The following is a 26,753-nucleotide window of genomic DNA, read 5'->3' as shown; positions in this document are numbered from 1 at the left end:
TGCGTGGCTATGACCGCTCGGTGAGGTCCTCGAAGAACTGCTCGACGGCCGGCCAGATCCGGCCGCCGCCGGACATGCCGCGCCACTCCCGGCGTACGACGGCGATCATCCGGTAGCAGTCGTCGATCGGCACGATCCAGTGCTCGTCGAGGCCGTGGACGGTGTTCACCAGCAGCGCCTCCACCTCGGGTTCCACGGTCGCGAGCTGCGGACACGTCCCGGCCAGCTCCTGCCAGGCCGCCGCGTCCACCTCCCACCGCATGGCCCCCGCGGGGCTCGGGCCCTCGGCGGTCACGGTGCCGTCCGTCCGGGGCACGAAGAAGACCAGGCCGACGGGGACGCCCAGCACGGCCGTGTCGAGCTTGGGCAGCCGGAGCCGGCGCCGGGGCACGAGCCGGTACTGGCCGTCCCGCGCCGCCGCGTCGGCGAACAGCACGGAGCAGGGGCCGCAGGCGCAGCGCACCTCCTGCTTGCCGGTGTCGTACAGGTGGGCGTGCTCGTCGGCGACCGGTGCGGCGCACAGGTCGCACACCTCCCGCTCGGCCGCCGCCGTGCGGTCGGCGGAGGAGCGGATGATGCGGGCCAGGGCCCCGTCGGTGGTCACGGGGCGCTCCGGTGCGTCAGCGTGGTCAGCGGGACGAAGGCGGGGGCCGTCTCGGTCAGGGGCTCCACCGCCGTCAGCTCCGGCGCCGCTGCGAGCACCGCGGCGCGGACCGCGTCGGTGACCTCGTCACCTCCGCCGCCGCACCCGGACCCGCATCCGCCGCCGCCCTTGGTCAGACGCACCCGGGCGACCTGGCCCTCCACCCCGGCCCACTCCACGTCGCCGCCGCGTTCCCGCACGGCGGGCCGCAGCCGTTCGACCGCGCGGGCCGCCCGGCGTTCGGCGGGCTCGGGGTGGATGTCGTGCAGCACCAGCAGGTGCCCCAGGAGCTCGTCCTCGGCCAGGCGTTCGGCGAGTTGGTCGTCCGCCCGGTCCAGGACACGGGCCAGGGCCTCGCCGTAGACCTCGGTCAGCAGGGCCACCGCCTCGGTCGCGGTGCGGGTCGTGGGGCCGGGCGAGGACTCCAGGCTGTCCAGCGCCCGGTCGAGCCGGACGAGCCGGGCCTCGACGTCCGGGTCCGCCAGCCGTGCCGTGGCGGTCTCAGCCATGGTTCGCCCCGTACGTCGGCGAGTGCAGGGTGGTCAGCGTCTTGCCCTTGCCGACGTACATGTGCACACCGCACGGCAGACACGGGTCGAAGCTGCGGACCGTGCGCATGATGTCGACGCCCTTGAAGTCGTCCGGCCCGTTCTCCTCGAAGATGGGCTGGCCCTGGACGGCGTCCTCGTACGGGCCCGGGGTGCCGTACATGTCGCGGGGGCTGGCGTTCCACGGGGTGGGCGGGTACGGGTGGTAGTTGGCGATCTTCTTGTCCTTGATCACCAGGTGGTGGGAGAGGACACCGCGCACGGCCTCGTGGAAGCCGCAGCCGATCGCCTCGTCGGGCACCTCGTAGTTCTCGAACACCTTGGTCTCGCCCGCGCGCACGAGCCCCATGGCCTCCTCCAGGAACTGGAGGGCCATCGCGGCCGCGTAGGCCACGAAGTACGGCCTCGCGCGGTCGCGTTCGATCGTGTTGCTCCACTTCGGGATGCGCCACTCCAGGGTCGTCTCCGGGAGCGACTCGCCCTTGGGCAGGGAGATGCGCACGCTGTGGCCGGTGGCCTTGACGTACGGGGTGTCGACGATGCCGCTCAGGGCGGTCGACCACAGCCGGGCGAGCGGGCCGCCGCCGGTGTCCAGGGCGAGGTGGTCCCCGGTGCGCGGGTCGAGCCAGCGGGGGCTCATCACCCAGCTGTACTTGTCGTCGAAGTCGCGCTTCTGCGGCACCGGGACGGTGGTCTGGTTCCACGGGTGCCGCATGTCGATGGGGTTGCCCAGCGGGTCGTGGGTGACGAACGGCTGCTCGTTGACCCAGTCCTCGTAGTAGGAGCTGCCCAGTAGGATGCGCAGGCCGAGGTTGATGTCGACGAGGTTGTTGGTGACGAGTTCGCCGTCGACGATGATGCCCGGGGTGACGTACATCTCCTTGCCCCAGGTGTTCATCGTCTCGTAGCGGTAGTCGACGGTCTTGGGGTCCTGGAAGGCGCCCCAGCAGCCCAGCAGGGTGCGACGGCGGCCGACCTCCTCGTAGCCGGGCAGCGCCTCGTAGAAGAAGTCGAAGACGTCGTCGTTCATGGCGACGGCCTTCTTCACGAAGTCGATGACCCGCATGAGCCGGCTGAGGTAGTCGGTGAAGGCGGTCGGCTGCGGCATCGTGCCGACACCGCCCGGGTACAGCGTCGACGGGTGGACGTGCCGCCCCTCCATCAGGCAGAACATCTCGCGGGTGATGCGGCTGACCTTCAGGGCCTCCTTGTAGACCTCGCCCTCGAAGGGGTTGAAGGCCTTCATGATCTCGGCGATGGTGCGGTAGCCGTGGGTCTCGCCGCGGGGTGCGTCGGTGCGCTCGGCGCGGGACAGGAGGCTGGGGTTGGTGGACTTGACCATCGCCTCGCAGAAGTCCACGAAGACCAGGTTGTCCTGGAAGATCGTGTGGTCGAAGATGTACTCCGCCGCTTCGCCGAGGTTGACGATGTAGTCGGCCAGCGGGGGCGGCTTGACGCCGTAGGCCATCTGCTGGGCGTAGTCGGAGCAGGTGGTGTGGTTGTCGCCGCAGATGCCGCAGATCCGGGACGTGATGAAGCCCGCGTCGCGCGGGTCCTTGCCCTTCATGAACACCGAGTAGCCGCGGAACAGCGACGAGGTGCTGTGGCATTCGACGACTTCCCGGTTGGCGAAGTCGATCTTCGTGTAGATGCCCAGGTTCCCGATGATCCGGGTGATCGGATCCCAGGACATGTCCACGAGCTGTGGCGGCTTGCGGTCCGTGGCACGGGCCTCGGTGGTCGTCATCTGCGGTACTGCCCCTCGTTGTCGGTGGTGTGGGGGTGGGGGGTGTGCCCGGTGGGCTTCATCAGGGGCGCCAGTGCGGGTCGTAACCGGTGGTCAGCTTGCGCTTGTTGTGGCGCCACTTGGGTTCGTGGTTGACCAGCTCGTTGGTCATGCCGCGCAGCCTGCGGATGACGGCGCCGTACGGCTTGATGGCCAGCGACGACAGGGTGCCGCCGGGGGGCTCGTCCATGAACGGCATGAAGGCGTCGGGGAAGCCGGGCATCGTGCAGCCGATGCAGATGCCGCCGACGTTGGGGCAGCCGCCGATGCCGGCCATCCAGCCGCGCTTGGGCACGTTGCAGTTGACGACCGGGCCCCAGCAGCCCGTCTTGACCAGGCACTTGGGCGAGTTGTAGTCCTTGGCGAAGTCGGCCTGCTCGTAGTACGAGCCGCGGTCGCAGCCTTCGTGGACCGTCTTCCCGAACAGCCACTGCGGGCGCAGCATGTGGTCCAGCGGCGGCGGGGGCGCGGAGCCGGCCGCGTGGTAGAGGACCCAGACGAGGGTCTCCATGAAGTTCTCGGGCTGGATCGGGCAGCCGGGCACGTTGACGATCGGCAGGCCGGCCTGGGAGGTGTAGTCCCAGCCCAGGTAGTCGGCGAGGCCCATGCAGCCCGTCGGGTTGCCGGACATGGCGTGGATGCCGCCGAAGGTGGCGCAGGTGCCGGCGGCGACCACCGCCCAGGCCTTGGGGGCCAGTTGGTCGATCCACCAGTTGAGGGTCTGCGGCTCGCCGGTCTCCGGGTCGTTGCCGAAGGACGTCCAGTAGCCGTCGCCCTCGATGACGTTCTGATTGGGGATCGAGCCCTCGATGACGAGGATGAACGGGCTGCCCAGTTCACCGCGTACGGCCGCCCGGTAGGGGGCGAGGAAGTCCTCGCCGCCCAGGCTGGGCGAGAGCACCTTGTTGACCAGGTTCACCTTGGGCAGGCCCGGGATCAGCCCGAGCACCAGGTCCTCGATGGAGGGCTGGTCGGCCGCGGTGAGCGAGACGGTGTCGCCGTCGCAGCTCATGCCCTCGGAGATCCAGAGGATGGTGATCTCGTCGATGCCCTTCCGGTCCTCGGCCCGATCGGGTTCCTTGCTGACTTCGGCTGTGCTGCTGTGGGTGGTCATGTCACTCGGCCTCCGCTGCGGGGGTCTCGGAGTCGGTCATGTGCCGCGCGGGAGCTGCGGCGGGAGCCGGTGCCGACGGCTCGTCCGGCGATCCGGCGGGCTCGAGGGGTTCGAGCTCGTCGGGCCGGAAGTAGTGGAAGCGGCCGTACCAGTTGTTCAGTTCGGCGGCGGGGTCGTCGTCGAGGGTGACCGCGAGGTGCACGCTGCCGTCCACGTCGTGGAAGACGGCGGCGACCTCGGCGGTCCGCCCGGTCAGGAACATGTCCTGTGCGTCGGCGCCGCGCCCCCGGGGTCGCAGCCGCACGCGGCTGCCACCGCCGAGCGCGACGCCGTCGACGAGCACGGTGTCGGTGGCCGGGGACAGACCGTCGTCGGCCCCCTCCTGCCACCAGGCGGGGCGGCCGGCGGACGCCACGGGGGTGGCCCAGGGCGGGGCGGGGTCGGGGGACGGCGCGGGGGTGGCCCATGTCGGGACGGGGCCGGCGGGGGCCGCGGGGGGCGCCGGTGGCCGGGCGGGGTCGGCGGACGGCGCCGGGGTGACCCACGTCGGGACGGGGCCGGCGGGTGCGGCGGCGGTCGCTGGAGGCCAGGCGGGGTCGGCGGACGGCGTCGGGGCGGCCCAGGGCGGGGCGGGGACGGCGGACGCCGCCGGGGTCGCCGTAGGCCGGGCGGGGTCGGCGGACGCCGTCGGGGTGACCCATGTCGGGACGGGGCCGGCGGGGGTCGCCGGTGGCCGGAGAGGGTCGGCGGACGCCGCCGGGGGGACCCGCGTCGGGGGCGCCGTCGGGGGTGCCGGTGTCAGGGAGCGGACGGCTCCGTGGAGTCGTTCGAAGATCTCCTGCGGCATGGTGTCGACCCGGTCGAGGATCGCCGCCGCCCGCGGGTCCGTGGCCCGCGCCTCGCGCTTCTCCTCGTCGGTCAGCAGCATCGTGCGCAGCGTGAGGATTTCGTCGATCTCCGCGGCGTCGTGCAGGTCGCCCGGGCTCTCGGGGGCGACCTGGGGGTGGTCGGGCAGGATGATCGGTGCGGACAGCAGCACGGGTGCGGTGTCACCGGCCTCGCCGCCGAGCACGGGGAAGGTGAACTCGTTGCGGCACGCGCGCACGAGAGCTTCCACGTCCGCCGGCGGATCGATCAGCGAGACGAACTCCACCCCGTCCCCGCCGATGAGGGTGTGGGTGGCGATGAGGGCCCGGCGCAGTGCCTCGTCCCGCGGAGTGCGCGGCGGCGGTGCGGGCGCGGTGTTCGTGGTCCGTACGCGGATCCGGCACAGGCCCTCGGAGAGCCGCTCGGCGGTGACGGTCGTCTCGGCCCGGATCTCCTCGCGGCTGCGCACCACCCGCCCGGCGTCGTCGGGCAGCGGCTCGACGTCCTCCCCCGCCGGGGCGCTCACCGCGACGGTGCGTGCGCCCCGGAGGAGTTCGTCGAGCGGGGCCTCGATCTCGCACTCGCGCGGCAGGGCCTCGTCGAAGGTCAGATGCACCGTGCCGTCGTCGCCGTGCAGCGACGCGACGGGCCGGCCCGCTTCTTCCACCTGCTTGCGCTGCATCTGGAGGTAGCGGACCCGCACGCGTACGCGGACGCTGTCCGGCTGCCAAACCCGCAGCAGGCACTCGGTCTGCTGGTACCAGGAGTCGGCGGAGCCGGAGACACCGGGGGTGACGGGGCCGTCCGCCTCCACCCAGTCCCGGGGGAACAGCACGCCGAACTGCCAGCGGACGCGGTTCTTGGCGGAGGAACGGCGGTAGGGGTAGAGGAGGTAGCCCTCGTAGAGGACGGCCTCGGCGACGGCGCCGAGGTGCTCGAAGACGCCCGGGGACGGGCCCGCGCCGCCGCTCGTGGCAGCGCCCTTCGTGCCGCCTTCGGCCAGTGCCTCCGCCATCGCGCCTCCTCGTCACCATGTGCACGCGCATTCCTTCCACCACGGTCACACCGGTCATCCACGGTCGCCTCCTCCGGCGCAGCGGGTTGGGCCGTTCGGGTCTGGCCTGAGTCCGTGGCCGGGCTGCCCCGACCGGACAGGCACAGCGACGGGCCCGTCGGCGCCGAAGCGCGACGGGCCCGTGTCGGTGGTGCGGAGGGTCGGATTCAGCGCGGCACGTGGGAGAGCCTGCGCGCCAGCAGCGGGACGACGACCGCGGCGGCCACCACATGGGACGCGGCGAGGACGATCTGGGTGGACGTGGCGGTGTGCGGGGCGACGGCCGGGCCGGCGAGGGACAGCGCGGTGAGCGCGACGGTGGTCACCGTGAAGGTGCGGGCGGGCCGCTTGGCCCAGCGGGCAAGGACGACCGCGAGGACGATTCCGGCGACCGACCAGAACACCACCCCGCCGAAGAAGCCGCCGACCGGGATCTCCGCGGCTTCCGTGGCCCCGGGACTCGCCGCTTCCATCGGGACACCGGCCGCCCGCGTGACGAGCGCGAACGCCTCCGTCACCACGGCTCCTGCGAGGGTGGCCAGAATGCCGACCAGCCACACGGGGCGTGTGGAGAGAAGGCCGGACTCGGTCCGCTGTGCCTGGGTCTGAGGCGTCGTCACACTCATGTCACTCTCTCCTGAAGGGCGTTGGGGCGCGGTGGGGTGTACGGAGAGGTAGACCGGACGACGGCACGGAACTCATCGGTGCCCGGGGGACGTTTCCGCGGAGCCGGTGGCATTGCGGATCGTTCACCGAGCCCGTGGTTCATCCGGATCGTTCACCGAGCCGGTGGTTCATCCGGATGGCACACGTCACCCGCACGAACCGGCGCGTCACGGGAAGGCGTTACCCCATGGACCAGCCGACGCATCACCCCCGCCCCACCACCAGCCCCGCCGTCACGACCCTGGCCGACCCGCTGGTCAACCGGGGCACCGCCTTCAGCCGGCGCGAACGCGAGGAGCTGGGGATCGACGGGTTGCTGCCGCCCGCCGTGGAGACCCTGGACGAGCAGGTCGCCCGTGCCTACGAGGCGTTCCACGGCTACGACAAGCCCCTCAACCGGCACATCTACCTGCGGCAGCTCCAGGACACCAACGAGGTCCTCTTCTACCGTCTGGTCACGGAGTACCTGGAGGAGCTGCTGCCCGTCGTCTACACGCCGACGGTGGGCGAGGCCTGCCAGAAGTTCAGCGAGATCTACCGGCGGCCGCGCGGTCTGTTCCTGACCTGGGAGGACCGGCACCGCTTCCGGGACATCCTGCGCAACCGCCCGCACCGGGACCACGACGTGGACGTCATCGTCGTCACCGACGGCCAGCGCATCCTCGGACTGGGCGACCAGGGCGTCGGCGGCATGGGCATCCCCATCGGCAAGCTGAGCCTCTACACGGCGATCGGCGGCATCCACCCCGCCCGCACGCTGCCGATCCTGCTGGACGTCGGCACCGACAACGAGACCCTGCTCGACAACCCCCGCTACCTGGGCCGGCGCGACCGGCGGCTGACCGGCGCCGAGTACGACGAGATGATCGAGGCGTTCGTCTCCGCGGTCGAGGCGGAACTGCCCGGGACGCTGTTGCAGTGGGAGGACTTCGCCACCGCGCACGCCCACCCGATCCTCGCCCGCTACCGCGACCGGCTGCTCACGTTCAACGACGACATCCAGGGCACCGCGGCCGTCACGCTCGGCGCCCTGTCCACCGCGGCGGACGTGGCCGGCACCCCGCTGCCCGAGCAGCGCGTGGTGGTCCTGGGCGCGGGGTCGGCCGCGATCGGCGTCGCCGACATGATCCGTACCGCCATGGTCGACGAGGGCCTGACGGAGGACGAGGCTACGGACCGGTTCTGGATCGTCGACATCGACGGGCTGCTGGTGTCCTCGCGTTCCGAACTCACGCCGCAGCAGCGGGCGTTCGCGCGGGACGACAGGGAAGTGGCCGACTGGGACGGCACCGGCCTGGCCGAAGTGGTACGCCGCGTCGAGCCGACGGCGCTCATCGGGCTGTCGACGGCGCACGGTGCGTTCACCGAGGAGATCGTCCGGCAGATGGCGTCGACCTGCGAACGGCCCGTCGTCTTCCCGCTCTCCAACCCCACCTCGCACTCCGAGGCCGAGCCCGCCGACCTCACCCGCTGGACCGAGGGGCGGGCGCTGATCGCCACCGGCTCGCCCTTCCCGCCGCTGACGGTCGACGGGCGCGAGGTGCCGGTGGCGCAGTCGAACAACGTGTACGTCTTCCCGGCCATGGGTCTCGCGGTGACCGCGAGCGGGGCCACGCGGGTCACGGACCGCATGCTGGTGGCCGCCGCCCGGGCCGTCGCCCGGTGCGCGGTCCGGGCGGCCGGCGGCGACGACGTGCCCGTGCCGCTGCTGCCGCCGCTGACCGGGATGCGGGAGTCCGCCCGCGAGATCGCCCTGGCCGCGGCCCTCGCCGCCGTCGAGGACGGGGTGGCCCCGCAGGCCACGGAGGAGGAGTTGCGCGAGGCCGTCGCCCGGGCGCAGTGGACGCCCCGCTACGAGAACGAGAACGAGGACGAGGGCTAGGAGCGGTGCCGGGCTCGGGCGACGTACTGTCGAACGACACGACCGTCCACCTCGGAGGCATCGGCTCATGGACCGGCAGCGGCCCCTCCCCGACGACGCGCTGAACGCCGCGGCGGACGCGTTCGAGCGGCTGCGCCCGCGGCTGTTCGGCATCGCCTACCGCGTCCTCGGCAGCGTGTCGGAGGCCGAGGACGTGGTGCAGGACGTGTGGGTGCGCTGGCAGGGGACCGACCGGAGCAGCGTGCTGGACGAGGGCGCGTTCCTGGCGAAGATCACCACCCGGCTGGCGATCAACGTGGCGCAGTCGGCGCGGGTGCGCCGCGAGGCCTATGTGGGGCCGTGGCTGCCGGAACCCGTGGACACCACCGTCGATCCGCAGGTCGGCGCCGAGCGGGGCGAAGCGCTGGAGCTGGCCGTGCTGCTGGTCCTGGAGCGGCTGAACCCGGTGGAGCGGGCGGCGTACGTGCTGCGCGAGGCGTTCGACTACGCGTACGACGAGATCGCGGGCATGCTGGAGCTGAGCCAGGCCAACACACGGCAGATCGTCAGCCGGGCGCGCAAGCGGCTGTCCGCCGAGCGCCGGGAACCGGTCGACACGACTCAGCACCGGCGGCTGCTCGACGCGTTCGTGGCCGCCGCGCGGGAAGGCGACGTCGCCGCGCTGGAGAGTGTCCTGTCGGCCGACGTCGTCGCCTACGCCGACGGCAACGGCATGCGCGGCGTGGCCCGGCTGGAGCTCGTCGGGCCCGGGCGCGTGGCCAGGGTCACCGCCTTCGCGCACAAGTTCTTCCCCGGCGCCGAGTACGGCGTGGTCGAGGCCAACGGGCAGCCGAGCCTGCTGCTCGTGCGGGACGGGGCGGCCGTCGCCCTGGTGAGCGCCACCGTGGGCCCCGACGGCATCGACGGGCTCTACTGGGTGCTGGCTCCGGAGAAGCTGAGGGCGTACGAGCGGTCGGCCCGCAGGGTGACCGGCCGCCCGTAGCCCGCCGGATCAGTTGCGCTTCAGCCACTCCTCGTACCGGGTGGTCGCGAGGTGGGTGCTCTCGTCGCCGGTGAGCACGTCGGGCATGCCCGCGAACAGCCCGGCGGTCTCGTCGGTGACGACGGTGCGGCCGTCCGGCTGCACCGCGAGGGTGATCTCGCCGAGCCGGTCGAGGCCGTACACCTCGGGGCCCGCGATGCCGCGGATCCCGTTCGAGGGCTCGCCCTGCGCGGCCTCGGCGACGGCCGCGGCGACGTCGGCGGAGGCGATCGGGCGCAGACGCGTGGACGGCAGCCGCACCTCGGTGCCCTCGGTGGACATGTTCAGCACGGGGGCGAGGAACTCGAAGAACTGGGCGGCGCGCACGATGCTGTAGGGCACACCGCTGCCGCGCACGGCGTTCTCCTGGGCGACCTTGGCCTCGTAGTACCCGTAGCCCGGGACCTCGTCTACGCCGACGATCGAGAGCGCCACGTGGTGGCGGACGCCTGCCTCCTTCTCGGCGGCGAACAGGTTCCGGGCCGAGCGGGTGAAGAAGTCCAGGGCCGGTTCGGTGTCGAAGGACGGCGAGTTCGACACGTCCACGACCACGTCCGCGCCCTTGAGGGCGGCTTCCAGTCCTTCGCCGGTGAGGGTGTCGACGCCCGTGGAGGGGGCGGCCTGCACCACCTCGTGTCCGCCCTCGCGCAGGAGGGCGGACACCTGGGAGCCGATGAGGCCCGTACCGCCGATGACCACGATCTTCATCACTGTCTCCATTCGCTGAGTTGCTGACTCACCAGAGAGACAGGGCGGGGCCGGGATCTGTGACAGCCGGGCCGGGGGCTCAGTCCTGCGGCACGGTCGCGGGCAGGCCGAGTGCAGTCGATGGTGTGAGCGTTCTCGACGCACTCGCCCTGCCGGAGACCGGCGCCCCCGGCTGGACCGCGGCGGACCGCGCTGCCATGACACCTCCATGACGGGCGGCTGAGCCGGCGGCGTCCCTCACCCGACCCGGATGCCCACGATGCACGTGTCGTCGTCCGTGTCCGACTTGCTGTAGGTCAGCAGGCGGTCCAGCTGCTGGTCGAGCGTGCTGGGTGCCGTACGGGCGGTGGTCAGGAGGTGGGTCAGGGACTCCTCCACGGGCCGGTCCCGGCGTTCGACCAGGCCGTCCGTGTACATCAACAAGGTGTCGCCGGCGGCCAGTTGCAGCTCGGTCTCCTCGTAGACGACCTCGGGGACGGCTCCCAGCAGCAGGCCCTTGACCAGGGGCAGGGGGTCGGCTTCGGTGTCCCGGACGAGGACGGGCGGGAGGTGCCCGGCCCGGGCCCAGCGCAACGTCCGCGTGGTCGGGTCGTACAGTCCGCACACCGCGGTCGCGGTGACGGCGCCGGTCAGATGGTGCGCCACGATGTTGAGCCAGGACAGCAGCTGGCCCGGCCCGGCGCCGGTCACGGCCAGGCCGCGCAGCGCGTTGCGCAGGACGACCATGCTGGTGGCGGCCTCGATGCCGTGCCCGGCCACGTCCCCGACGCACAGCAGCACCTTCCGGGACGGCAGGACGACGGCGTCGTACCAGTCGCCGCCCACCAGCTGCTCGGTCTCCGCGGGCCGGTAGCGGACGGCGACCTGGAGGCCGGACACCTGCAACGGTGCCTGAGTGGGAGGCATGATGGCGTGCTGCAACTGCAGGGTCAGCCGGTTGCGTTCGGTGGCCTGCTGCTCGGTGTGCGCCAGCTGGTCGCGGGTGGCCGCGAGCGCCACCTCGGTCCAGTGCTGGGCCGAGATGTCCTGGCAGGCGCCGCGGACCAGGAGCAGCCGGTCGTCGGTGTCCAGCACCGGTTCGGCGACGATACGGATGTGCCGGGTCACCCCGTCCGGCCGCTGGAGCCGGAAGGCGGCGGCAGCCGGCCGCTGGTGGTGCAGCAGCGTGCGCAGGAAGCGGCGGATGGAGACGCCGTCGTCCGGGTGGGCATGGGCCGGCAGCTCCTCCAGGGGCACTGGCGTACTCGTCTGCGGGCGCCCGTAGAGGTCGAAGAGCTGCCCGTTCCAGGTGATCTCGCCGGTGAGCACGTTCTCCTCGAACCCGCCGATGCGGCCGAGCCGCTGGGCGTGCTGGAGCAGGCTGGCCAGCCGCGCCGTCTCGTCCTCGATGCGCCAGATGAGGAGGACGGACATGCCGTGGCGGCTGATGCTGATGTCCGCGACCGCCGAGAGGGGTACCTGGTCGACGAGGGCGGTGAGGTTCATCCGGCGGGCCCGGAAAGGCTCGCCGGTGGCGTAGACCCGCTCGACGCGCTGGAACAGCTCGCTGTCCCCGGCGGCCATGGGGTAGGCCTCCAGGAGCAGGGCGCCGTTCACGACCGCCCGCGGCCGGCCCGCCGGGTCGAGGAAGCGGCTGTTGACGTGCTGGATGCGGAAGTCGGCCAGCTGCCCGTCGCCGTCGAGGTGCGGCACGAGGACGAGGGCGGGGTCGTGCAGTCCGTCGGCCAGGTCCATCAGCTCGGCGGCGTCCGGCAGGACGCGGGGGTCCTGGGCCGCTCCCTGGAGCGGGGTGTGCATCTCCAGTGTGTGGGCGCACAGTTCGGCCAGCGCCTCCACCTGGCGGACGATCTGCGGGGGCTGCGGGGCGAGGGGCTCCGGCCAGGCGATCTCCAGTACGCCGTGGATGCGGCCTCCGGTGCCGGCGGGCAGGGCGGCCCGGCCGCCGTCCGGATGGTGGTGCAGTCCGATGGTGGGCAGCCCGGTCGCGCCGAGGGTGCTGATCCAATGCCCCTCGCGCTCGATGAGGCCCCGCCGCGCCACGGTCACGACGTCCGGCGGGACGTAACGCCAGCGCGCGGCCTCGGCCGGTGAGAAACCGGCGCTGCCCGCGAGGGTGAGCGAACCGTCGGCGCCCGCCGCCCATATGGCCACGGCCACCGCGCCGAGAGGGCGCAGCGCCTGCTCCAGCAGGGCGTCGGCGACGGCCTGGGCGTCGTCCGCCGCCAGTACGCCGCTCTCCGCCGCGCGCAGGCGTACGGCGGCCGACTCGGTCTCCGCCTCGTCGGCGGCCCGGGTGGCGGCGAGGAAGGCCTCCGTGACCTCGGACATGCGGTCCCGGGCGGCCTGGTTGATGACGTCGACGGCGAACTCCAGGGGGGTGACCTGGGCCTGCTCGGCCAGCTGGGCGAGCTGCCGGGCGGCCTGGGCGGGTCCGCACTTCAGCCGCTCGACCAGGACACCCTTGGCGAGCTCGATCAGGGCCCGCCCCTCGGCCTCCGCCTGGGCGGCCCGCACCTCCCGGCTGAGCCGCTCCACGGTGGCGGCGAGCCGGCCCACCGGGGATGCGGTGGAGAGCTTCTCGAGGTCGGCGGGCGGGGCGTCCTCGGACTCCGACGGCTCCTCGGAAGCCGGCCCGTCCTCATCGGTGGTCTTCGGTTCCCCTTCGGCGCTCAGGGGCGGCGCGTCGGCGGTCACCGACGGCGGAGCGGACTGGGGACCGGCGGCCGAGTCGTGCTGCGGTTCACCGCCGCGGCCCGGTTCGCGCGGCTGCTCGGACATGCTCACGATGGGGAGGCTCCTCGGCTGGGGTGCCCTGGGGCGCGGGACGGCGGACGCTGCGGGGCGCCCGGCCCACTGGTGCGGGGGCGGGGCGCCGGTGTCCTCATGCGGGCAGCCAGCGGCGGACGCAGGCCATGAGGTCGCGTGTGTCGACGGGCTTGGTGACGTAGTCGCTGGCCCCTGAGGCGAGGCTCTTGTCCCGGTCGCCCGGCATCGCCTTGGCCGTGACGGCGATGATGGGCAGGTCGGCGTACTGCGGCATCCGGCGGATCTCGGCCGTCGCGGTGTAGCCGTCCATCTCGGGCATCATCACGTCCATCAGCACGATGGCGACGTCCGGGTTGTTCATCAGTGTCTCGATGCCTCTGCGCCCGTTCTCCGCGTGCAGGACACGGAAGCCGTGCATCTCCAGGATCCCGCTCAGCGCGAAGAGGTTGCGCGCGTCGTCGTCGACGACGAGGACCGTGCGGCCGGCCGTCGCGTCGTCGACGGAGGGCGGCGTCAGCTGCTGCGGCCCTTCGGTCCGCACGAGGGAGAGCACGTCCCCGGGTTCCTCGGCGGACAGGTGCAGGGCGATGCGCTCGCGCAGTTCGTCGAGGCTGGACAGCAACTCCAGTGCGCCTTCGGCGGATCGGGAGCGCAGCGTCTCGTCCAGGGACATGTCCCCGGGGTGGCTGCTGTGCACCAGCACCGGCACGCTCGTCAGCGCCGAGTCGCCTTCCAGGGCCCGCAGGAAGCGGGACGCCTCGTCGTCGCGCATGCCCAGTTCCAGGACGACGCAGTGGCACGGCTCGGAGGCCAGCGCGCCGGCCGCCTCCTGCGCGCCGACGGCGGTGATGATGTCGACCGCGGGCCGCTGAGCGCCGTCGGCGCGGCCGTGGGCCAGGTCGGCGACCACGCTTTCCGCGACGAGGGTGAGCAGACCGCGCGAGCGCTCCTCCACGACGAGCAGGCGCCGGGGCCGGGGGCCGGGTCCGATCTGGGGCACCGGCACCGAACCGGCCAGGCCCCGCGGCACGGGTTCGGCCGAGGCCCGCTCCAGGGGCCTGCCGTGGCTGAGCAGTTCCTCGAAGTCGGGGCGGGCCACGGGCAGGAAGAGCGTGAACGTGCTGCCCTGGCCCGGTGTGCTGTGCACCGACACGGCGCCGCCGAGGAGTTGGGCGATCTCACGGGTGATGGACAGGCCGAGGCCCGTTCCGCCGTACTTGCGGCTCGTCGTGCCGTCCGCCTGCTGGAACGCGCCGAAGATCGTCTCCAGGTGCTGCTCGGGGATGCCGATGCCGGTGTCCTTGACGCGGAAGGCCACCACGGCGGCGCCCCGGACCACGCCAGCGGGCACCTCGTCGTCCGCCGCGGGTTCGATGCTCAGCTCCACGCCGCCCTGCTCGGTGAACTTCACGGCGTTCGACAGGAGGTTGCGCAGCACCTGGCGCAGCCGGGACTCGTCGGTGAGCACGTCCGCGGGCGCGCCGGGGGCGGTCGTCACCGTGAACTCCAGGCTCTTCTGCGTCGTCATGGGACGGAAGGTGGCCTCGACGTATTCGATGAGCTGGCGCAGCGTCACCCGCTCGGGCGTGACGTCCATCTTTCCGGCCTCGACCTTGGACAGGTCGAGGATGTCGTTGATGAGCTGCAGCAGGTCCGAACCGGCGGAGTGGATGATCTGGGCGTACTCGACCTGCTTGGGCGTGAGGTTGCGGGACGGGTTCTGCGCGAGCAACTGGGCGAGGATGAGCAGGCTGTTGAGCGGGGTGCGCAGTTCGTGGCTCATGTTGGCCAGGAACTCCGACTTGTACTTCGAGGCCAGCGACAGCTGCTGGGCGCGGGTCTCCAGTTCCTGGCGGGCCTGCTCGATCTGCAGGTTCTTCGCCTCGATGTCCCGGTTCTGCGCCACCAGCAGCGAGGCCTTCTCCTCCAGTTCCGCGTTGGAGCGCTGCAGTTCCTCCTGCTGTACCTGCAACTCCGTGGAGCGGGCCTGGAGTTCGACCGTGAGGCGCTGGGACTCGACCAGCAGCTCGTCGGTGCGGGCATTGGCCACGATGGTGTTGACGTTGACGCCGATGGTCTCCATCAGCTGGGCGAGGAAGTCCCGGTGGGTCTGGGTGAAGGGGGTGACCGAGGCCAGCTCGATGACGCCGAGGACCTGGCCCTCGACGACGATGGGCAGCAGCACCAGCGCGGTCGGCACCACCTGGCCGAGGCCCGAGGAGATGGTGACGTAGCCGTCCGGAAGTTCTTCCACGACGATGGTGCGCCGGCTGCGCGCGGCCTGGCCGACCAGGGTGCGGCCGAAGGCGATACGGGAGGGACGGTTGCTCTCCTCGGGGTAGCCGTAGGAGCCGACGAGCCGCAGTTCGGGCCCGTCGTCGCCGTCCTCGGCGAGGTAGAAGGCCCCGTACTGGGCCGACACCAGCGGGACGAGTTCGTCCATGATCAGCTCGGCGACCACGGGCAGGTCGCGGTGGCCCTGCATCAGGCTCGAGATCCGGGCGAGGTTGGTCTTGAGCCAGTCCTGCTCCTGGTTGGCCCGGGTGGTCTCGCGCAGGGACTCCACCATCGAGTTGATGTTGTCCTTGAGCTCGGCGACCTCGCCGGACGCCTCCACGTTGATCGACCGGGTCAGGTCGCCCTCGGCGACGGCGCTGGTGACCTCGGCGATGGCCCTCACCTGACGGGTCAGGTTGCCCGCCAGTTCGTTGACGTTCTCCGTCAGGCGCTTCCAGGTGCCGGAGACGCCCTCGACCTCGGCCTGGCCGCCGAGGCGTCCCTCGGTGCCGACCTCGCGGGCGACCCGGGTGACCTCGTCGGCGAACGCGGACAGCTGGTCGACCATCGTGTTGATCGTCGTCTTGAGTTCGAGGATCTCGCCGCGGGCGTCCACGTCGATCTTCTTCGACAGGTCGCCCCTGGCCACCGCGGTCGTCACCAGCGCGATGTTGCGCACCTGGCCGGTGAGGTTGTTGGCCATGGAGTTGACGTTGTCGGTGAGGTCCTTCCAGGTGCCGGCGACGTTCGGCACGTGTGCCTGGCCGCCGAGGCGTCCCTCGGTGCCGACCTCGCGGGCGACACGGGTGACCTCGTCGGCGAAGGCCGACAGCGTGTCGACCATCGTGTTGATGACCTCGGCCAGCGCGGCGACCTCGCCGGCGGCCTCGACGGTGATCCGCTGCGACAGGTCGCCGCGCGCCACCGCGGTGGCGACCTGGGCGATGGAGCGGACCTGGCCGGTGAGGTTGGAGGCCATCACGTTGACGTTGTCGGTGAGGTCCTTCCAGGTGCCCGACACGCCGCGCACCTGGGCCTGGCCGCCGAGGCGCCCCTCGGTGCCGACCTCGCGGGCGACGCGGGTGACCTCGTCGGCGAACGCCGAGAGCTGGTCGACCATCGTGTTGATGGTGCTCTTCAGCTCCAGGATCTCGCCCCGCGCGTCCACGGTGATCTTCTGCGACAGGTCGCCCTTGGCAACCGCCGTGGCCACCAGCGCGATGTTGCGGACCTGGCCGGTGAGGTTGCCGGCCATGAAGTTCACGGAGTCGGTGAGGTCGCGCCAGGTGCCCTTGACGCCCTTGACGTCCGCCTGGCCGCCGAGGCGCCCTTCGGTGCCGACCTCGCGGGCGACGCGGGTGACCTCGTCGGCGAACGCCGAGAGCTGGTCGACCATCGTGTTGATGGTGCTCTTCAGCTCCAGGATCTCGCCCCGCGCGTCCACGGTGATCTTCTGCGAGAGATCGCCCTCCGCGACCGCCGTGGTCACCTGGGCGATGGAGCGGACCTGGCTGGTGAGGTTGCCCGCCATGTGGTTCACGGAGTCCGTCAGATCGCGCCAGACGCCGGCCACGCCCGGCACCTGTGCCTGGCCGCCGAGCCGTCCCTCACTGCCGACCTCGCGGGCGACCCGGGTGACCTCGTCGGCGAACGCGGACAGCTGGTCGACCATCGTGTTGACGGTCTCCTTCAGCTGGAGGATCTCGCCGCGGGCGGGCACGTCGATCTTCTGCGAGAGGTCGCCCTTGGCAACCGCCGTGGCCACCTGGGCGATGTCGCGGACCTGGGTGGTCAGGTTGCCGGCCATGGCGTTGACCGAGTCGGTCAGATCGGCCCAGGTGCCCGAGACGCCCGGCACCTCCGCCTGCCCGCCGAGCGTGCCCTCGGTACCGACCTCGCGGGCCACCCGGGTGACTTCGGAGGTGAACACGGACAGCTGGTCGACCATGCCGTTGAAGACCGTGGCGATGTCGCCCATGAGTCCGTCGGCGTCGTCCGGCAGCCGGGTACCGAAGTCCCCGTCGCGTACGGCGGTCAGGCCGGCCAGCAGCCGCCGCAATTCCTGGTCGCCCGGCACCGCATCGACGACCCCAGTGCTGTCGCTGGTCATGGCACCCTCGTTCCGCTCCCCAAGAGCCCTCGAAACCCGAGGACTCGGAACCCCCCGGGCCGAAGTGCGGCCCGGTTGTCGTGCACGCTTTTCCACGGTCACAGATGTGTATGCGATGTGGAAATACGCCGCAGGTTAACCCACGTTTCAAGCCCTGAACAAAGCAGGAGCCGTGATCCTCGGCCGAACAGCGGACGCCGCCTGACCGGCCGTTTCCGGCAGGCCGTGACACCACCCCGCTCGACGGTGAAGCCCCTGCTTCGGCCCTGCCCCGCGAAGGGCGGCTCAGGAGACGGCGGCGTCGTCCACCGAGGCCCGCGTCTCCAGGATGCCGTCGACTCCGGTGATCTCGCACAGCCGCCGGAGCTGAAGCGACGGCGCGACCACACGCAGGGTTCCCGCCTGGTGCGTGAGAATCAGCAGATTGAGCAGCGTCGAGTCCGCGAATTTGATGCCGGAGGCGTCCAGGATCACCTTCGGATACGTCCGGACCGCGGCCCCCAGGGCGTCCGACAATGGCGTGATCGAGTCCATGTCGTAGGAGCCTCGGGCGACGACGACCCAGGCCCCGAGCCATTCGTACTGCAGCACCGCGGCCCCTTCGGGGGCGTGCGCGGTGGCCTGCTCCGGCAGCGGCTTGGCGCCGGTGTCACGCGTCAGCGCCGGCACTCCGGCGTTGTCCCAGGGCACCTTCGGGCTCCTTCTCTGGCTCTCCCCGAGGGGAGCACGTCATCTGTTGCATGAAAAGTATGTCATGTATCTACGTTCCGGCAATGGCGCCCCCTAAAATGCTGGGCATGGTAGGAGTGCCCGAGTCCCACAGCGGATGGACGTTCATCACCAGCCACGCGCGTGTACTGGCGGCCATCGCCGACAATCCGAACGCCCGCATCCGCGACATCGCCGCGCGTTGCCGACTGACGGAACGTGCCGTCTCGCGGATCATCTCCGATCTGGAGCAGGCCGGTTACCTCTCCCACACCCGGGACGGGCGCACGAACACGTACCGCATCGAGCCGGACAAGGTGCTGCGCCACCCGGCCGAGGCCGGCCTCTCCGTGGCCTCCCTGCTCTCCCTGCTCGTCCAGGACGAGAGCGACCGCGCCAGGAAACCCGTCGCCCCGTAACGCAGGGGGTGGCGGGGCCCGCCCGCTGACGACCCGCTGCGAGGAAGCGAGGCGAGGCATGCGGTACCGCGCCCTCGGCAGTTCGGACGCTGCCGGCGGTGGTGGACCGGGCACTCGGCGACGTCCCCGTCACGGAACCGACCCTCGCCCCCGCCGCGCAGCCGGGCGTCAGGCACCGCTCAGCCTGCGCCGGTCGGTCCCGGACGAGCCGCGAAGCCCCTGCCGGCCGTGCGTCCGGCAGGGGCTTCGGGCGTACCGCGTGTCAGCAGCTCATGGCCCAGGTGTGGGAGTCGCCCCGGTCATGGGCCACGCCGTTGTAGCCGACCTCCTGGCCAGGGGTGAGGCAGATCGTCATCTGGCCGCCCTGCCCGGCACTGGAGTAGACCTTGACGTGGTCCTTGATTCCGGGCCCGGAGATCCCGTGGTTGGCCCAGGAGGAGTCCTTGTCCGCGATCCAGCCCTCCCACCAGCCGTCGTCCCCGGACCAGTTGGCGCGCTGACCGGAGAAGTCGGCGTTCTCCCAGACGCAGAACTCACCGCTCGGGCAGTCGGCGGCGCTTGCCGTGCCGGCCGTGGTGAGAGCGCCGGTGAAGAGGAGGAACACCGCTGCGACGGCGTGGAACAGCCTGCTGTTCGTCATGACGGGGCGGGACCTTTCGGAGAGGGGGTGGCCCGGCCGGCGAGCAGCCGGGCCGCGCGGTGCAGTGCGCGGTCGCGCAACTGGTCGTACGTGGCGATGTCCTCACGGTGCGCGGCGCGGACCTCGGCGAGCCGGGCGGGCTCCAGCCGGGCCCGCATGTCGTCCAGTCCGCTCTCCCGCGCACAGCAGGTGTCCTTGTCGGGACAGGCGGCCCGGCGCGCGAGCGCTGCCCGGTACCGCGGGTCGTCCCTGAGGCGGGCCCGCGCTTCAGGGCGCAGGTTGTTGACGGTGACCTCGGCACGGAACCAGCGGGCCTGGTCGCCGTAGAGGTGGCGGTGTGCCTGCGCCAGGCAACCGTCCGTGTGCGTACGGACGGTGTACCCGGTGGCGAGGGTGACCTCCAGTTCGGCCGGGTCCGTCCCGAAGAGCGCGTCCTCCTGCGAGACGGGTTGCCCCGCGGTGCCCCGGGCGGTCATGCACCGGTCCACCAGCACCTGTTGCGCGGCCTTGATCAGCTCGCTGCGCGCCGGCTCCGACGCCGGAAGCACCGGCCGCGGCGGCCCGGAACAGCCTCCGGCCGGCAGCACCGTGAATACGGCGGCCACCACCGTCCCGCCCGCGACGCGGGCCCAAGCAGCGCTCATCTCCACGCCCCTCCGAACGATCAAGAACCTGCGCAGGACACGGCGTTCGACCAGGAACGAAGACGGCACGGCGTGCGGATATCCGGTTGCCTGCCGGCGGGGGCATGGATGCAATGGCCTGCATGGTCGAACAGGCGGGTCCCCCACGGCGAGATGACATGACGGCGTACGCGGCGGAGCGGGCCGGAGGAGCATCCGTCCTGATCGGCGCTCTCGCTCCGCTGACCCGGCCCGGCTGGGCCCAGGCGGGCCAACACCTGCTCGCCGGGATGGAGTTGGCCGTCAGCGAGGTCAACGACGCCGGCGGGGTCGCCGGGAGGCCGGTGGAGCTGGTGGTCCGGGACACCGCCGCCGATCCGCGGCGGGCCGAGGCGGCCGTGGAGGAACTGGCCGGTCTGGGCGTGGCGGCGCTGGCGGGCGAGTATCACAGCGTGGTCGCTCGCGCGGCCGCCGCCAGGGCGCACGCGCTCGGTCTGCCCTACCTCTGCTCGTCAGCGGTCCTCGACGCGCTCACCGAGGAGCCGACGGACCGGGTCGCGCGTCTCTCGCCGCCGCAGACCCGCGGCTGGCAGGTCTACGCGGACTTCCTCCTCGGCGCGGGCCGGGGCCCGATCGCCGTGGCGGCCGAACCGAGTGTCTACTGGGCGGCCGGGGCGCGGATTCTGCGGGAGTACGTCGCTCCACGCGGCGGCGCCGTCGTCGAACTCGACGCGCGTGCTCTCGCCCCCGCGGCCCTGTGCGACGAACTCGCGGGCCATCGCGCGACGGCCCTCCTTCTCCTGGTCGGCCACCCGGACCCGGCGGTGCCGATCGTCCGGTCGGTCCGCCGCGACCGGCGCCTCGCCGAGGTCATGATCGGCGCTCCGGCCGGGCAGCCGGAGTTCGCCGAGTGGGCGACGCTGCTCGGCGACGAGGGCGCCGCGATCCCGTTCCTGCGCTACCTGCCCGAGCGGCTCAGCCCCCTCGGTGTGCGCGTCGGGGCGGCCCTGCGCGAGCGGTTGGCCGAAGAGCCCTCCTTCGTCGCCTTCGAGGGCTATGACACGGTCGCGGTCCTGGCCGAGGCGCTGCGGACCGGGGGTGCGGGCCGGGCGCGCCCGGCCGTGGACTGGTCACGCGTCACCGTCGACGGCACCCGAGGGCGCATTCGCTTCTCGCACACGCCGGACATCAGCGTGTGGCAGTGGGCCGGTGCGCCGATCCAGGTCGTGGACCGGGACCCGTCGGAGCCCGGGCGCTTCCGGGTCCTGCACACTGACTGACTCTCGCTGGGGTTGGCCCTCCCGGGCGTCCGGGCGGCTCGGGCGGGTCGCGGCCTCGGCGTGAGCTCCCCAGAAGGCTAGAGGACGCACTCAAGGACCTGTCACTAGCGCGCGTTTCTACGCCTTCTACGTCGGCGACTCCCAAAACCCCACGTCGGAGCGCCTCAGCGCGAGGGCCGCGATGTCGTCGTCGCGCATTCCGCCGCTGTGGAGCAGCAGATCCCGGTGCAGCCGGTCGAGCAGTACGCGGGGTTTCTGCAGGCCCTGCCGCTGCATCCAGTCCGGCAGCGGAAAGAACCGGCCGGCGTGGTCGCGGGCCTCCGATACGCCGTCCGTGTAGAGAAGCAACCGGTCGCCCGGGGCGAAGGCGACCGTGTCGACCCAGTAGCGGTCACCGATGAGCGCCGCGAGGTTGAGCGGCGGCGAGGGGACGGTGGGATCCAGCACGCGGACCTTCCCGCGGTGCGCGATCAGCGGCGGTGGATGTCCGCAGTTGAGAATGCGCAGGCGGTCGCCGTCGTGCGGGATCTCGGCGAGGAGGGCGGTGGCGAAGTGCTCGGGCTGGTCCTGGATGGGAAACACGGCGCTGTGGCGCGTCACGGTGGTCTCCAGGCGGTGGACGATGCCCTGCAGGTCGGGCTCGTCGTAGGCCGCCTCCCTGAAGCAGCTGATCACCGCCGAGGCCACCCCCACCGCGGACAGGCCCTTGCCCCGTACGTCGCCCATGAGCAGCCGGACCCCGTGCGGTGTGCCGATCGCTTCGTAGAAGTCGCCACCGATCCGGGCCTGTTCCTGGGCGGCCAGATACAGCGACTCGATCTCGAGATCGCCGATGCGGCGCGGCAGCGGGCGCAGCAGAACCTTCTGCGCCGCGTCGGCGACGAGCCGGAGCTGGAAGAGCGTTTCCTCTCGCTGAAGCCGGACATGACTCCCGTACGCGGCCGCCAGGGTGACGGCGACGATGGCGGCCGCCGTGTACTGCGTCCCCAGATCGGTGTAGAAGAGGCTGAGCACTGTCATCAGCAGCAGACAGAACGCCCCCAGCAGCATCGTGGGAACCACCGGCCACATCGCCGCCGCCAGCGCCGGCGCGGCGGGCAGCAGGCGGCTGAAGGCCATCTCCCGGGGCGTGGAGAACGCCAGCACGGCGATGAGGACGGTCAGGACCACGGGTGACAACCGGGCGGCATCCCATCGGCCGCTGTAGGCGGGACGACGGCGCCTCAGCCGTGCAGACATGATCACAAAACGCATGATATCGACCAAAACCGGCAACGGGCGCGGAGAGAATCGTGCACCGCACGCTCTACGGCGGACAGCCCGGCCCGGAGACGCCGGGGCTCGCGGCAGGCACGCCCGGCCCCCGCAGACTCCCGAGGCCGACCGGCGAGGATCAGGCCGAGCCTGGCCGCTCGGGATCACCAGTGTTAGAAAGGTCGCATGGCGAATCGCTTCGCCCGCCCTCGACATCTCTCGGTCAAGCGCGTGATCAGCAGGACCACGCGGAGCGTGGCCGGGCAGGTGTTGATCTTCCAGGTGGCTCTCGTGGTCCTGCTCGTGGCCTGCGGCGTTTTCGCTCTCATCCTGCAGTCGGAGCGCGACTCCGCCGCCGAGGCCCGGCGCCGCTCCACAGCCGTGGCGCAGACCTTCGCGCACTCACCGGGCGTTCTGGCGGCCCTGCGGACCCCGGACCCGAGCAGGATTCTCCAGCCGCTCACCGAGGAGGCCCGCCGGGCTGCCGGTGTCGACTTCATCGTGGTCATGAACACCAACGGCATCCGCTACACGCACCCTCTGCCGGACCGCATCGGAAAGCAGTTCGTGGGCGAGATCGGACCGTCGCTGGCGGGCAGGGTCTTCGTAGAGAGCGTCGACGGCCCGCTCGGGCGCGAAGTGCAGTCCACGGTCCCGATCGAGAACGCCCGCGACGAGGTGGTCGCCCTCGTCTCGGCGGGGATGAAGGTCAAGAACGTCGAAAGCCAGTTGAACCGGCAACTGCCGATCATCCTGGGCGCGGGAGCCGGAGCGCTCGCGCTGTCCACCGGTGTGACGGCGCTGGTGGGCAGGCGGCTGCGACGCCAGACGCACAGCCTGGCCCCGGAGGAGATGACCCTGATGTACGAGCACCACGACACGGTGCTCCACTCCGTCCGGGAAGGGGTCCTGATCGTGTCCGCCGACGGGCGGCTCATGCTGGCGAACGACGAGGCCAGACGGCTGCTGGAGCTGCCCCCGGACGCGGAGGGACGGCTCGTCTCGGGATTGCCGGGCCTCGATCCCGACACAAGGGCGCTGCTCGCCTCCGGCCGCGAGGCCAGCGACGAGGTGCACCTCGCGGGAGAGCGGCTGCTCGCGGTCAACCAGCGGCCCACGGAGCACCGGGGAGGCCCCAAGGGAACCGTGGTGACGCTGCGCGACTCCACCGAGCTGCAGACGGTGACCGGCAGGGCCGAGGTGGCACGGGAACGGCTCAGGCTGCTCTACGACGCCGGGCTCCACATCGGTACCACCCTGGACGTGCTGCGCACCGCCGACGAGCTGGCGCGGGTCCCCATCCCCCGCTTCGCGGACTTCGTGACCGTGGACCTGGCCGACACCGTCCTGCACGGCGATGAGCCGGCCCCCACGGCGACGGACATGCGGCGCGCGGCCGTGTGCGGCATCCGGGAGGACCACCCGCTGTCCGCGCAGGGCCGGCTCTTCGACTACGTTCCCTCCACTCCCCAGGCACGCGGCTACGGCAGCGGTCACTCGCAGCTGGTGAGCGATCTGCCGGCCGCCACGGGCTGGCGGCTGCAGGACCCCGAGCGTGCCCAGGCGATCATCGACTACGGCATCCATTCCCTGATCACGGCGCCGATCCAGGCCCGTGGTGTCGTGCTGGGCATGGCCAGCTTCTGGCGCGGGCGCGAGCACGAGCCGTTCAACGAGGAGGACCTGTCACTGGCGGAGGAGCTGGTGGCCCGGGCCGCGATCAGCATCGACAACGCCCGCCGCTACACCCGCGAGCACGCCCTGGCCGTCACCCTCCAGCAGAGCCTGCTGCCGCAGGCGATGCCCGAGCAGAACGCCCTCGACCTCGCCTACCGCTACCTCCCCGCCCAGGCGGGCGTGGGCGGGGACTGGTTCGACGTGATTCCCATGCCGGGGAGCCGCGTGGCTCTGGCCGTCGGCGACGTGGTGGGCCACGGTCTGCACGCCGCCGCCACGATGGGTCGGCTGCGCACCGCGGTCCACAACTTCTCCGCGCTGGATCTGCCACCCGACGAGCTGCTGAGCCATCTGGACGACCTGGTCGGGAAGATCGACCAGAACGAGACGGCGGAGACCGCGGCGGGTGTCGTGGGCGCCACCTGCCTGTACGGGATCTACGACCCCGTGACGCGCCGCTACGTCGTGGCCCGCGCGGGGCATCTGGTGCCCGCGCTGGTCCACCCCGACGGGTCCGTCACCTTCCCGGACGTGCCGGCCGGTCCGCCTCTGGGGCTCGGCGGCATGCCGTTCCAGACCGCGGAGCTGTGCCTCCCGGAGGGGACCCAGCTCGTCCTGTACACCGACGGCCTCATCGAGGACCGCCGGCGCGACCTGGACGTGGGGATGGAGCTGCTGCGCGATGCGCTGACGGGCCACCCCGGCCGGCCGCCCGAGGAGACCTGCCAGGACGTGCTGGACACCCTGCTCCCGGGGCGCCCCAAGGACGACGTCGCCCTGCTCGTCGCCCGCACGCGGCAACTGCCCCCCGACCGGGTCGCCGACTGGGACGTACCCCCGGACCCGGCCGCCGTCTCCGGCATGCGGGACGCCGTGTCGCGACGGCTCGAGGAGTGGGGCCTGTCGGAGTTCGGCTTCGCCATGGAACTCATCCTCAGTGAGCTCATCACCAACGCCATCCGCTACGGCGCCGGGCCGATCCATGTGCGGCTCATCCGCGACCGCACCCTGATCTGCGAGGTGGCCGACGGCAGCAGCACCTCACCGCATCTGCGCTACGCCGCGACCACCGACGAGGGAGGCCGGGGTCTGTTCCTGGTGTCGCAGATGGCGGAGCGCTGGGGCACCCGGTACACCCCGCAGGGCAAGGTGATCTGGGCCGAACAGGCCCTGCCCGAGGTCATGCAGCAGCCCGCCCCGGGTGCGGACGACGCGGACGCGCTCCTGGACCGCTGGGCAGCCGACCTGTGAGGCGAGTCGTTGCGGGGTCCGGCACGCCCGCGGCGCGTGTCAGCGCCACGCTCCCGACAGGCACCGGGTGACCACGGCACTGAGCGTGCGCACGCCCCGTGTCGATCCGGGGTCGATGCCCGTGAGCTCACGGACCCGGCGCAGGCGGTAGTCCAAGGTGCGGATGTGGACGTTGAGCGCGGTCGCCGTGGCACCGCGGTGCATGTCGTGGCGGTAGTACGCGTCGAGGGTGGTGAGGAGGTCGGGGCCGCCCTCCAGCCGGCCGGCCAGCGTGCGGAGCCAGTCGTCGACGAGTGGCACGTCCGCGACGGCGAGTTCGACGAAGACGTCTGCCAGCGTGTGCGGCCGCAGCCGGGCGGACGCCCGGCGCGACGGTGCCGCCCGGCTGATCCGCCGGGCGCGGTCCAGAGCACGGGCCAGCTCCGGCAGCGGTGCGATGGACGTGCCGACGGCGCAGGTGCGGCCGAGGGCCTGTCCGAAGTCCTGTACGAGGTCCGGCAGGTGATCGGGGATGAGGTCGCGCACAAGGTCGGGAACGGCGTGCGGCGGTGCGCCCTCCGGTGCCGCGGGGCCGGCGAACAGCGGAAGCAGGGTGATCAGCTCGCCGCTCCCGTCGCCGCCCTCCGGTCCCCACATGACCGGCGCACGGTGGCCCTTCACCAGCGCCCCGATCTCGTCATCCAGAAAACGATCGAGGGCGGGCCGGTCCGGAATACGAAAAACCGTCACCGCGTAGCGATCCGGGAGTTCCATGCCGACGGCCGTGGCGAGTTCCGCCGAAATCGGATCTCCGTTCAGCAATGACCGGGCCAGCAGGGCCGCCTGCTCGGTGTACGGCATTCGGCGGCGCAGTACGCGCACGAATCCCTGGCGGTAGGAAGCGATGCCGCGTTCACCCTGCGGGGCGAACCAGGTCATCATGCGCATGAGTTCGTCGACACCGCCGCCGCGCTGGGCGTCGGTCGCCTCGTTGATCTCGCGCAGCATGAGGGCGGTGTGCACGCGCAGCACCCGCTGCCGTGCGTCGAGCGACATCCCGGCACCTGCCCGCAGCTCCCCCATCGACGCGATGCAGTCGAGATCGTCTGCGCTCAACTCGCTGTTGTGAGGCGATAGTTCGACGGTACGACGCCGGAACCACATCGAGTGTTCCAGCGTCTTCGCCCGCGCCCGGGCGTCCTTGTCCAGGAACCCGAACTCCGGGATCTCACGCGTGTACGTCTCGACCTCACGACGGGCGTTGGTCGACGCCCGCCGGGCCAGCTCGGCGAAGAGACTCCCCATGAACGCGAGCATGCCCTTCACGACAAGCGGGCCGACAGGGGAGATCCGGACGGCGTTCATCACTCCGCACAAACCGGTGGCAGATATATCGTCAGGGCCTTTATCACCGTGCGCAAAATTCCCGGATCGGGGTGTTTCCGTCAACCCTTCTGCTTGTGGGGGAACTGTGAAGCGG

At 71.7% G+C, this 26,753-nt stretch carries 19 protein-coding genes; 5 read left to right on the top strand and 14 right to left on the bottom strand.

From position 1 onward, the window contains the following. Positions 1-7 precede the first annotated feature (7 nt). The 6 genes from IGS69_RS31680 to IGS69_RS31650 form a co-directional block, all read right to left on the bottom strand. Positions 8-604, bottom strand: coding sequence for a DUF5947 family protein (locus IGS69_RS31680; protein WP_190903885.1), 597 nt, complete (start codon positions 602-604; stop codon positions 8-10). Further along, the gene (locus IGS69_RS31675; protein ID WP_190903884.1) at positions 601-1,152 is read right to left on the bottom strand and encodes a NifU family protein; all 552 of its coding nucleotides are present in this window, start codon (positions 1,150-1,152) and stop codon (positions 601-603) included. Before IGS69_RS31675 ends, IGS69_RS31680 begins: the two co-directional genes overlap by 4 nt. Then, complete coding sequence (locus IGS69_RS31670) at positions 1,145-2,938, bottom strand: nickel-dependent hydrogenase large subunit (protein ID WP_190903883.1); 1,794 nt, start codon at positions 2,936-2,938, stop codon at positions 1,145-1,147. Before IGS69_RS31670 ends, IGS69_RS31675 begins: the two co-directional genes overlap by 8 nt. Before the next feature lie 61 nt (positions 2,939-2,999). Next, entirely contained in the window at positions 3,000-4,091 is a 1,092-nt protein-coding gene (locus IGS69_RS31665; protein WP_190903882.1) for an NADH-quinone oxidoreductase subunit B family protein, read from the bottom strand. 1 nt (position 4,092) lies between these two features. After that, a complete protein-coding gene (locus IGS69_RS34865) occupies positions 4,093-5,973 on the bottom strand; it encodes a hypothetical protein (RefSeq protein ID WP_232543690.1) in 1,881 nt (626 codons plus the stop codon). 206 nt (positions 5,974-6,179) lie between these two features. Continuing rightward, positions 6,180-6,638: a DUF6069 family protein gene (locus IGS69_RS31650; RefSeq protein ID WP_190903881.1), complete on the bottom strand. Its 459-nt coding sequence runs from the start codon at positions 6,636-6,638 to the stop codon at positions 6,180-6,182. 227 nt (positions 6,639-6,865) lie between these two features. Between IGS69_RS31650 and IGS69_RS31645 the strand changes: the two genes are divergently transcribed. After that, complete coding sequence (locus tag IGS69_RS31645) at positions 6,866-8,560, top strand: NAD-dependent malic enzyme (RefSeq protein WP_190903880.1); 1,695 nt, start codon at positions 6,866-6,868, stop codon at positions 8,558-8,560. Between the two features lie 67 nt (positions 8,561-8,627). Continuing rightward, entirely contained in the window at positions 8,628-9,542 is a 915-nt protein-coding gene (locus tag IGS69_RS31640; protein WP_190903879.1) for an RNA polymerase sigma-70 factor, read from the top strand. A 9-nt stretch (positions 9,543-9,551) separates the two neighbouring features. On the opposite strand, the gene IGS69_RS31635 is transcribed toward IGS69_RS31640, so the two are convergent. The 4 genes from IGS69_RS31635 to IGS69_RS31620 all read right to left on the bottom strand — a co-directional run bounded on the left by IGS69_RS31635 (position 9,552) and on the right by IGS69_RS31620 (position 18,132). Continuing rightward, entirely contained in the window at positions 9,552-10,289 is a 738-nt protein-coding gene (locus IGS69_RS31635) for an SDR family oxidoreductase (RefSeq protein WP_190903878.1), read from the bottom strand. Between the two features lie 237 nt (positions 10,290-10,526). After that, positions 10,527-13,073, bottom strand: coding sequence for a SpoIIE family protein phosphatase (locus tag IGS69_RS31630; protein WP_385863851.1), 2,547 nt, complete (start codon positions 13,071-13,073; stop codon positions 10,527-10,529). Between the two features lie 97 nt (positions 13,074-13,170). After that, entirely contained in the window at positions 13,171-17,442 is a 4,272-nt protein-coding gene (locus tag IGS69_RS31625) for a HAMP domain-containing protein (protein ID WP_190903877.1), read from the bottom strand. 285 nt (positions 17,443-17,727) lie between these two features. Continuing rightward, on the bottom strand, positions 17,728-18,132 hold the full coding sequence (locus tag IGS69_RS31620) for an STAS domain-containing protein (RefSeq protein ID WP_190903876.1): 405 nt from the start codon (positions 18,130-18,132) through the stop codon (positions 17,728-17,730). A 107-nt stretch (positions 18,133-18,239) separates the two neighbouring features. On the opposite strand from IGS69_RS31620, the gene IGS69_RS31615 reads away from it, so the two are divergent. Next, positions 18,240-18,569: a helix-turn-helix transcriptional regulator gene (locus IGS69_RS31615; RefSeq protein ID WP_190903875.1), complete on the top strand. Its 330-nt coding sequence runs from the start codon at positions 18,240-18,242 to the stop codon at positions 18,567-18,569. Positions 18,570-18,831: 262 nt separating this feature from the next. On the opposite strand, the gene IGS69_RS31610 is transcribed toward IGS69_RS31615, so the two are convergent. Together IGS69_RS31610 and IGS69_RS31605 are read right to left on the bottom strand one after the other, a co-directional pair. Next, positions 18,832-19,209: a peptidase inhibitor family I36 protein gene (locus tag IGS69_RS31610; RefSeq protein ID WP_190903874.1), complete on the bottom strand. Its 378-nt coding sequence runs from the start codon at positions 19,207-19,209 to the stop codon at positions 18,832-18,834. Next, positions 19,206-19,853 (bottom strand): hypothetical protein, encoded by a 648-nt coding sequence (locus IGS69_RS31605; RefSeq protein ID WP_190903873.1) that lies wholly within the window; start codon positions 19,851-19,853, stop codon positions 19,206-19,208. The genes IGS69_RS31610 and IGS69_RS31605 overlap by 4 nt, the downstream gene beginning before the upstream one ends. Positions 19,854-20,011: 158 nt before the next feature. On the opposite strand from IGS69_RS31605, the gene IGS69_RS31600 reads away from it, so the two are divergent. After that, positions 20,012-21,112: an ABC transporter substrate-binding protein gene (locus tag IGS69_RS31600; RefSeq protein ID WP_232543689.1), complete on the top strand. Its 1,101-nt coding sequence runs from the start codon at positions 20,012-20,014 to the stop codon at positions 21,110-21,112. Positions 21,113-21,238: 126 nt separating this feature from the next. On the opposite strand, the gene IGS69_RS31595 is transcribed toward IGS69_RS31600, so the two are convergent. After that, positions 21,239-22,357 carry a PP2C family protein-serine/threonine phosphatase gene (locus tag IGS69_RS31595; RefSeq protein ID WP_385863845.1) on the bottom strand — a complete coding sequence of 373 codons (1,119 nt, stop codon included), beginning with the start codon at positions 22,355-22,357 and terminating at the stop codon, positions 21,239-21,241. Between the two features lie 195 nt (positions 22,358-22,552). Between IGS69_RS31595 and IGS69_RS31590 the strand changes: the two genes are divergently transcribed. Continuing rightward, entirely contained in the window at positions 22,553-25,294 is a 2,742-nt protein-coding gene (locus IGS69_RS31590) for a SpoIIE family protein phosphatase (protein ID WP_190903872.1), read from the top strand. A gap of 39 nt (positions 25,295-25,333) precedes the next feature. On the opposite strand, the gene IGS69_RS31585 is transcribed toward IGS69_RS31590, so the two are convergent. Beyond that, on the bottom strand, positions 25,334-26,578 hold the full coding sequence (locus IGS69_RS31585; RefSeq protein ID WP_190903871.1) for a PucR family transcriptional regulator: 1,245 nt from the start codon (positions 26,576-26,578) through the stop codon (positions 25,334-25,336). Between the last annotated feature and the right edge of the window lie 175 nt (positions 26,579-26,753).

Origin of the sequence: Streptomyces tuirus, from assembly GCF_014701095.1 — a bacterium.
Taxonomy (GTDB): domain Bacteria; phylum Actinomycetota; class Actinomycetes; order Streptomycetales; family Streptomycetaceae; genus Streptomyces; species Streptomyces tuirus.
This window is presented reverse-complemented; position numbering and strand designations above follow the sequence as displayed.

Coding starts and splice junctions, on each gene's coding strand:
- IGS69_RS31590 (WP_190903872.1), top strand. CDS start 22,553: ATGGCGAATCGCTTCGCCCGCCCTCGACATCTCTCGGTCAAGCGCGTG.
- IGS69_RS31665 (WP_190903882.1), bottom strand. CDS start 4,091: ATGACCACCCACAGCAGCACAGCCGAAGTCAGCAAGGAACCCGATCGG.
- IGS69_RS31600 (WP_232543689.1), top strand. CDS start 20,012: ATGACGGCGTACGCGGCGGAGCGGGCCGGAGGAGCATCCGTCCTGATC.
- IGS69_RS31650 (WP_190903881.1), bottom strand. CDS start 6,638: ATGAGTGTGACGACGCCTCAGACCCAGGCACAGCGGACCGAGTCCGGC.
- IGS69_RS31605 (WP_190903873.1), bottom strand. CDS start 19,853: ATGAGCGCTGCTTGGGCCCGCGTCGCGGGCGGGACGGTGGTGGCCGCC.
- IGS69_RS34865 (WP_232543690.1), bottom strand. CDS start 5,973: ATGGCGGAGGCACTGGCCGAAGGCGGCACGAAGGGCGCTGCCACGAGC.
- IGS69_RS31670 (WP_190903883.1), bottom strand. CDS start 2,938: ATGACGACCACCGAGGCCCGTGCCACGGACCGCAAGCCGCCACAGCTC.
- IGS69_RS31615 (WP_190903875.1), top strand. CDS start 18,240: ATGGTAGGAGTGCCCGAGTCCCACAGCGGATGGACGTTCATCACCAGC.
- IGS69_RS31610 (WP_190903874.1), bottom strand. CDS start 19,209: ATGACGAACAGCAGGCTGTTCCACGCCGTCGCAGCGGTGTTCCTCCTC.
- IGS69_RS31585 (WP_190903871.1), bottom strand. CDS start 26,578: ATGGGGAGTCTCTTCGCCGAGCTGGCCCGGCGGGCGTCGACCAACGCC.
- IGS69_RS31635 (WP_190903878.1), bottom strand. CDS start 10,289: ATGAAGATCGTGGTCATCGGCGGTACGGGCCTCATCGGCTCCCAGGTG.
- IGS69_RS31645 (WP_190903880.1), top strand. CDS start 6,866: ATGGACCAGCCGACGCATCACCCCCGCCCCACCACCAGCCCCGCCGTC.
- IGS69_RS31640 (WP_190903879.1), top strand. CDS start 8,628: ATGGACCGGCAGCGGCCCCTCCCCGACGACGCGCTGAACGCCGCGGCG.
- IGS69_RS31675 (WP_190903884.1), bottom strand. CDS start 1,152: ATGGCTGAGACCGCCACGGCACGGCTGGCGGACCCGGACGTCGAGGCC.
- IGS69_RS31625 (WP_190903877.1), bottom strand. CDS start 17,442: ATGACCAGCGACAGCACTGGGGTCGTCGATGCGGTGCCGGGCGACCAG.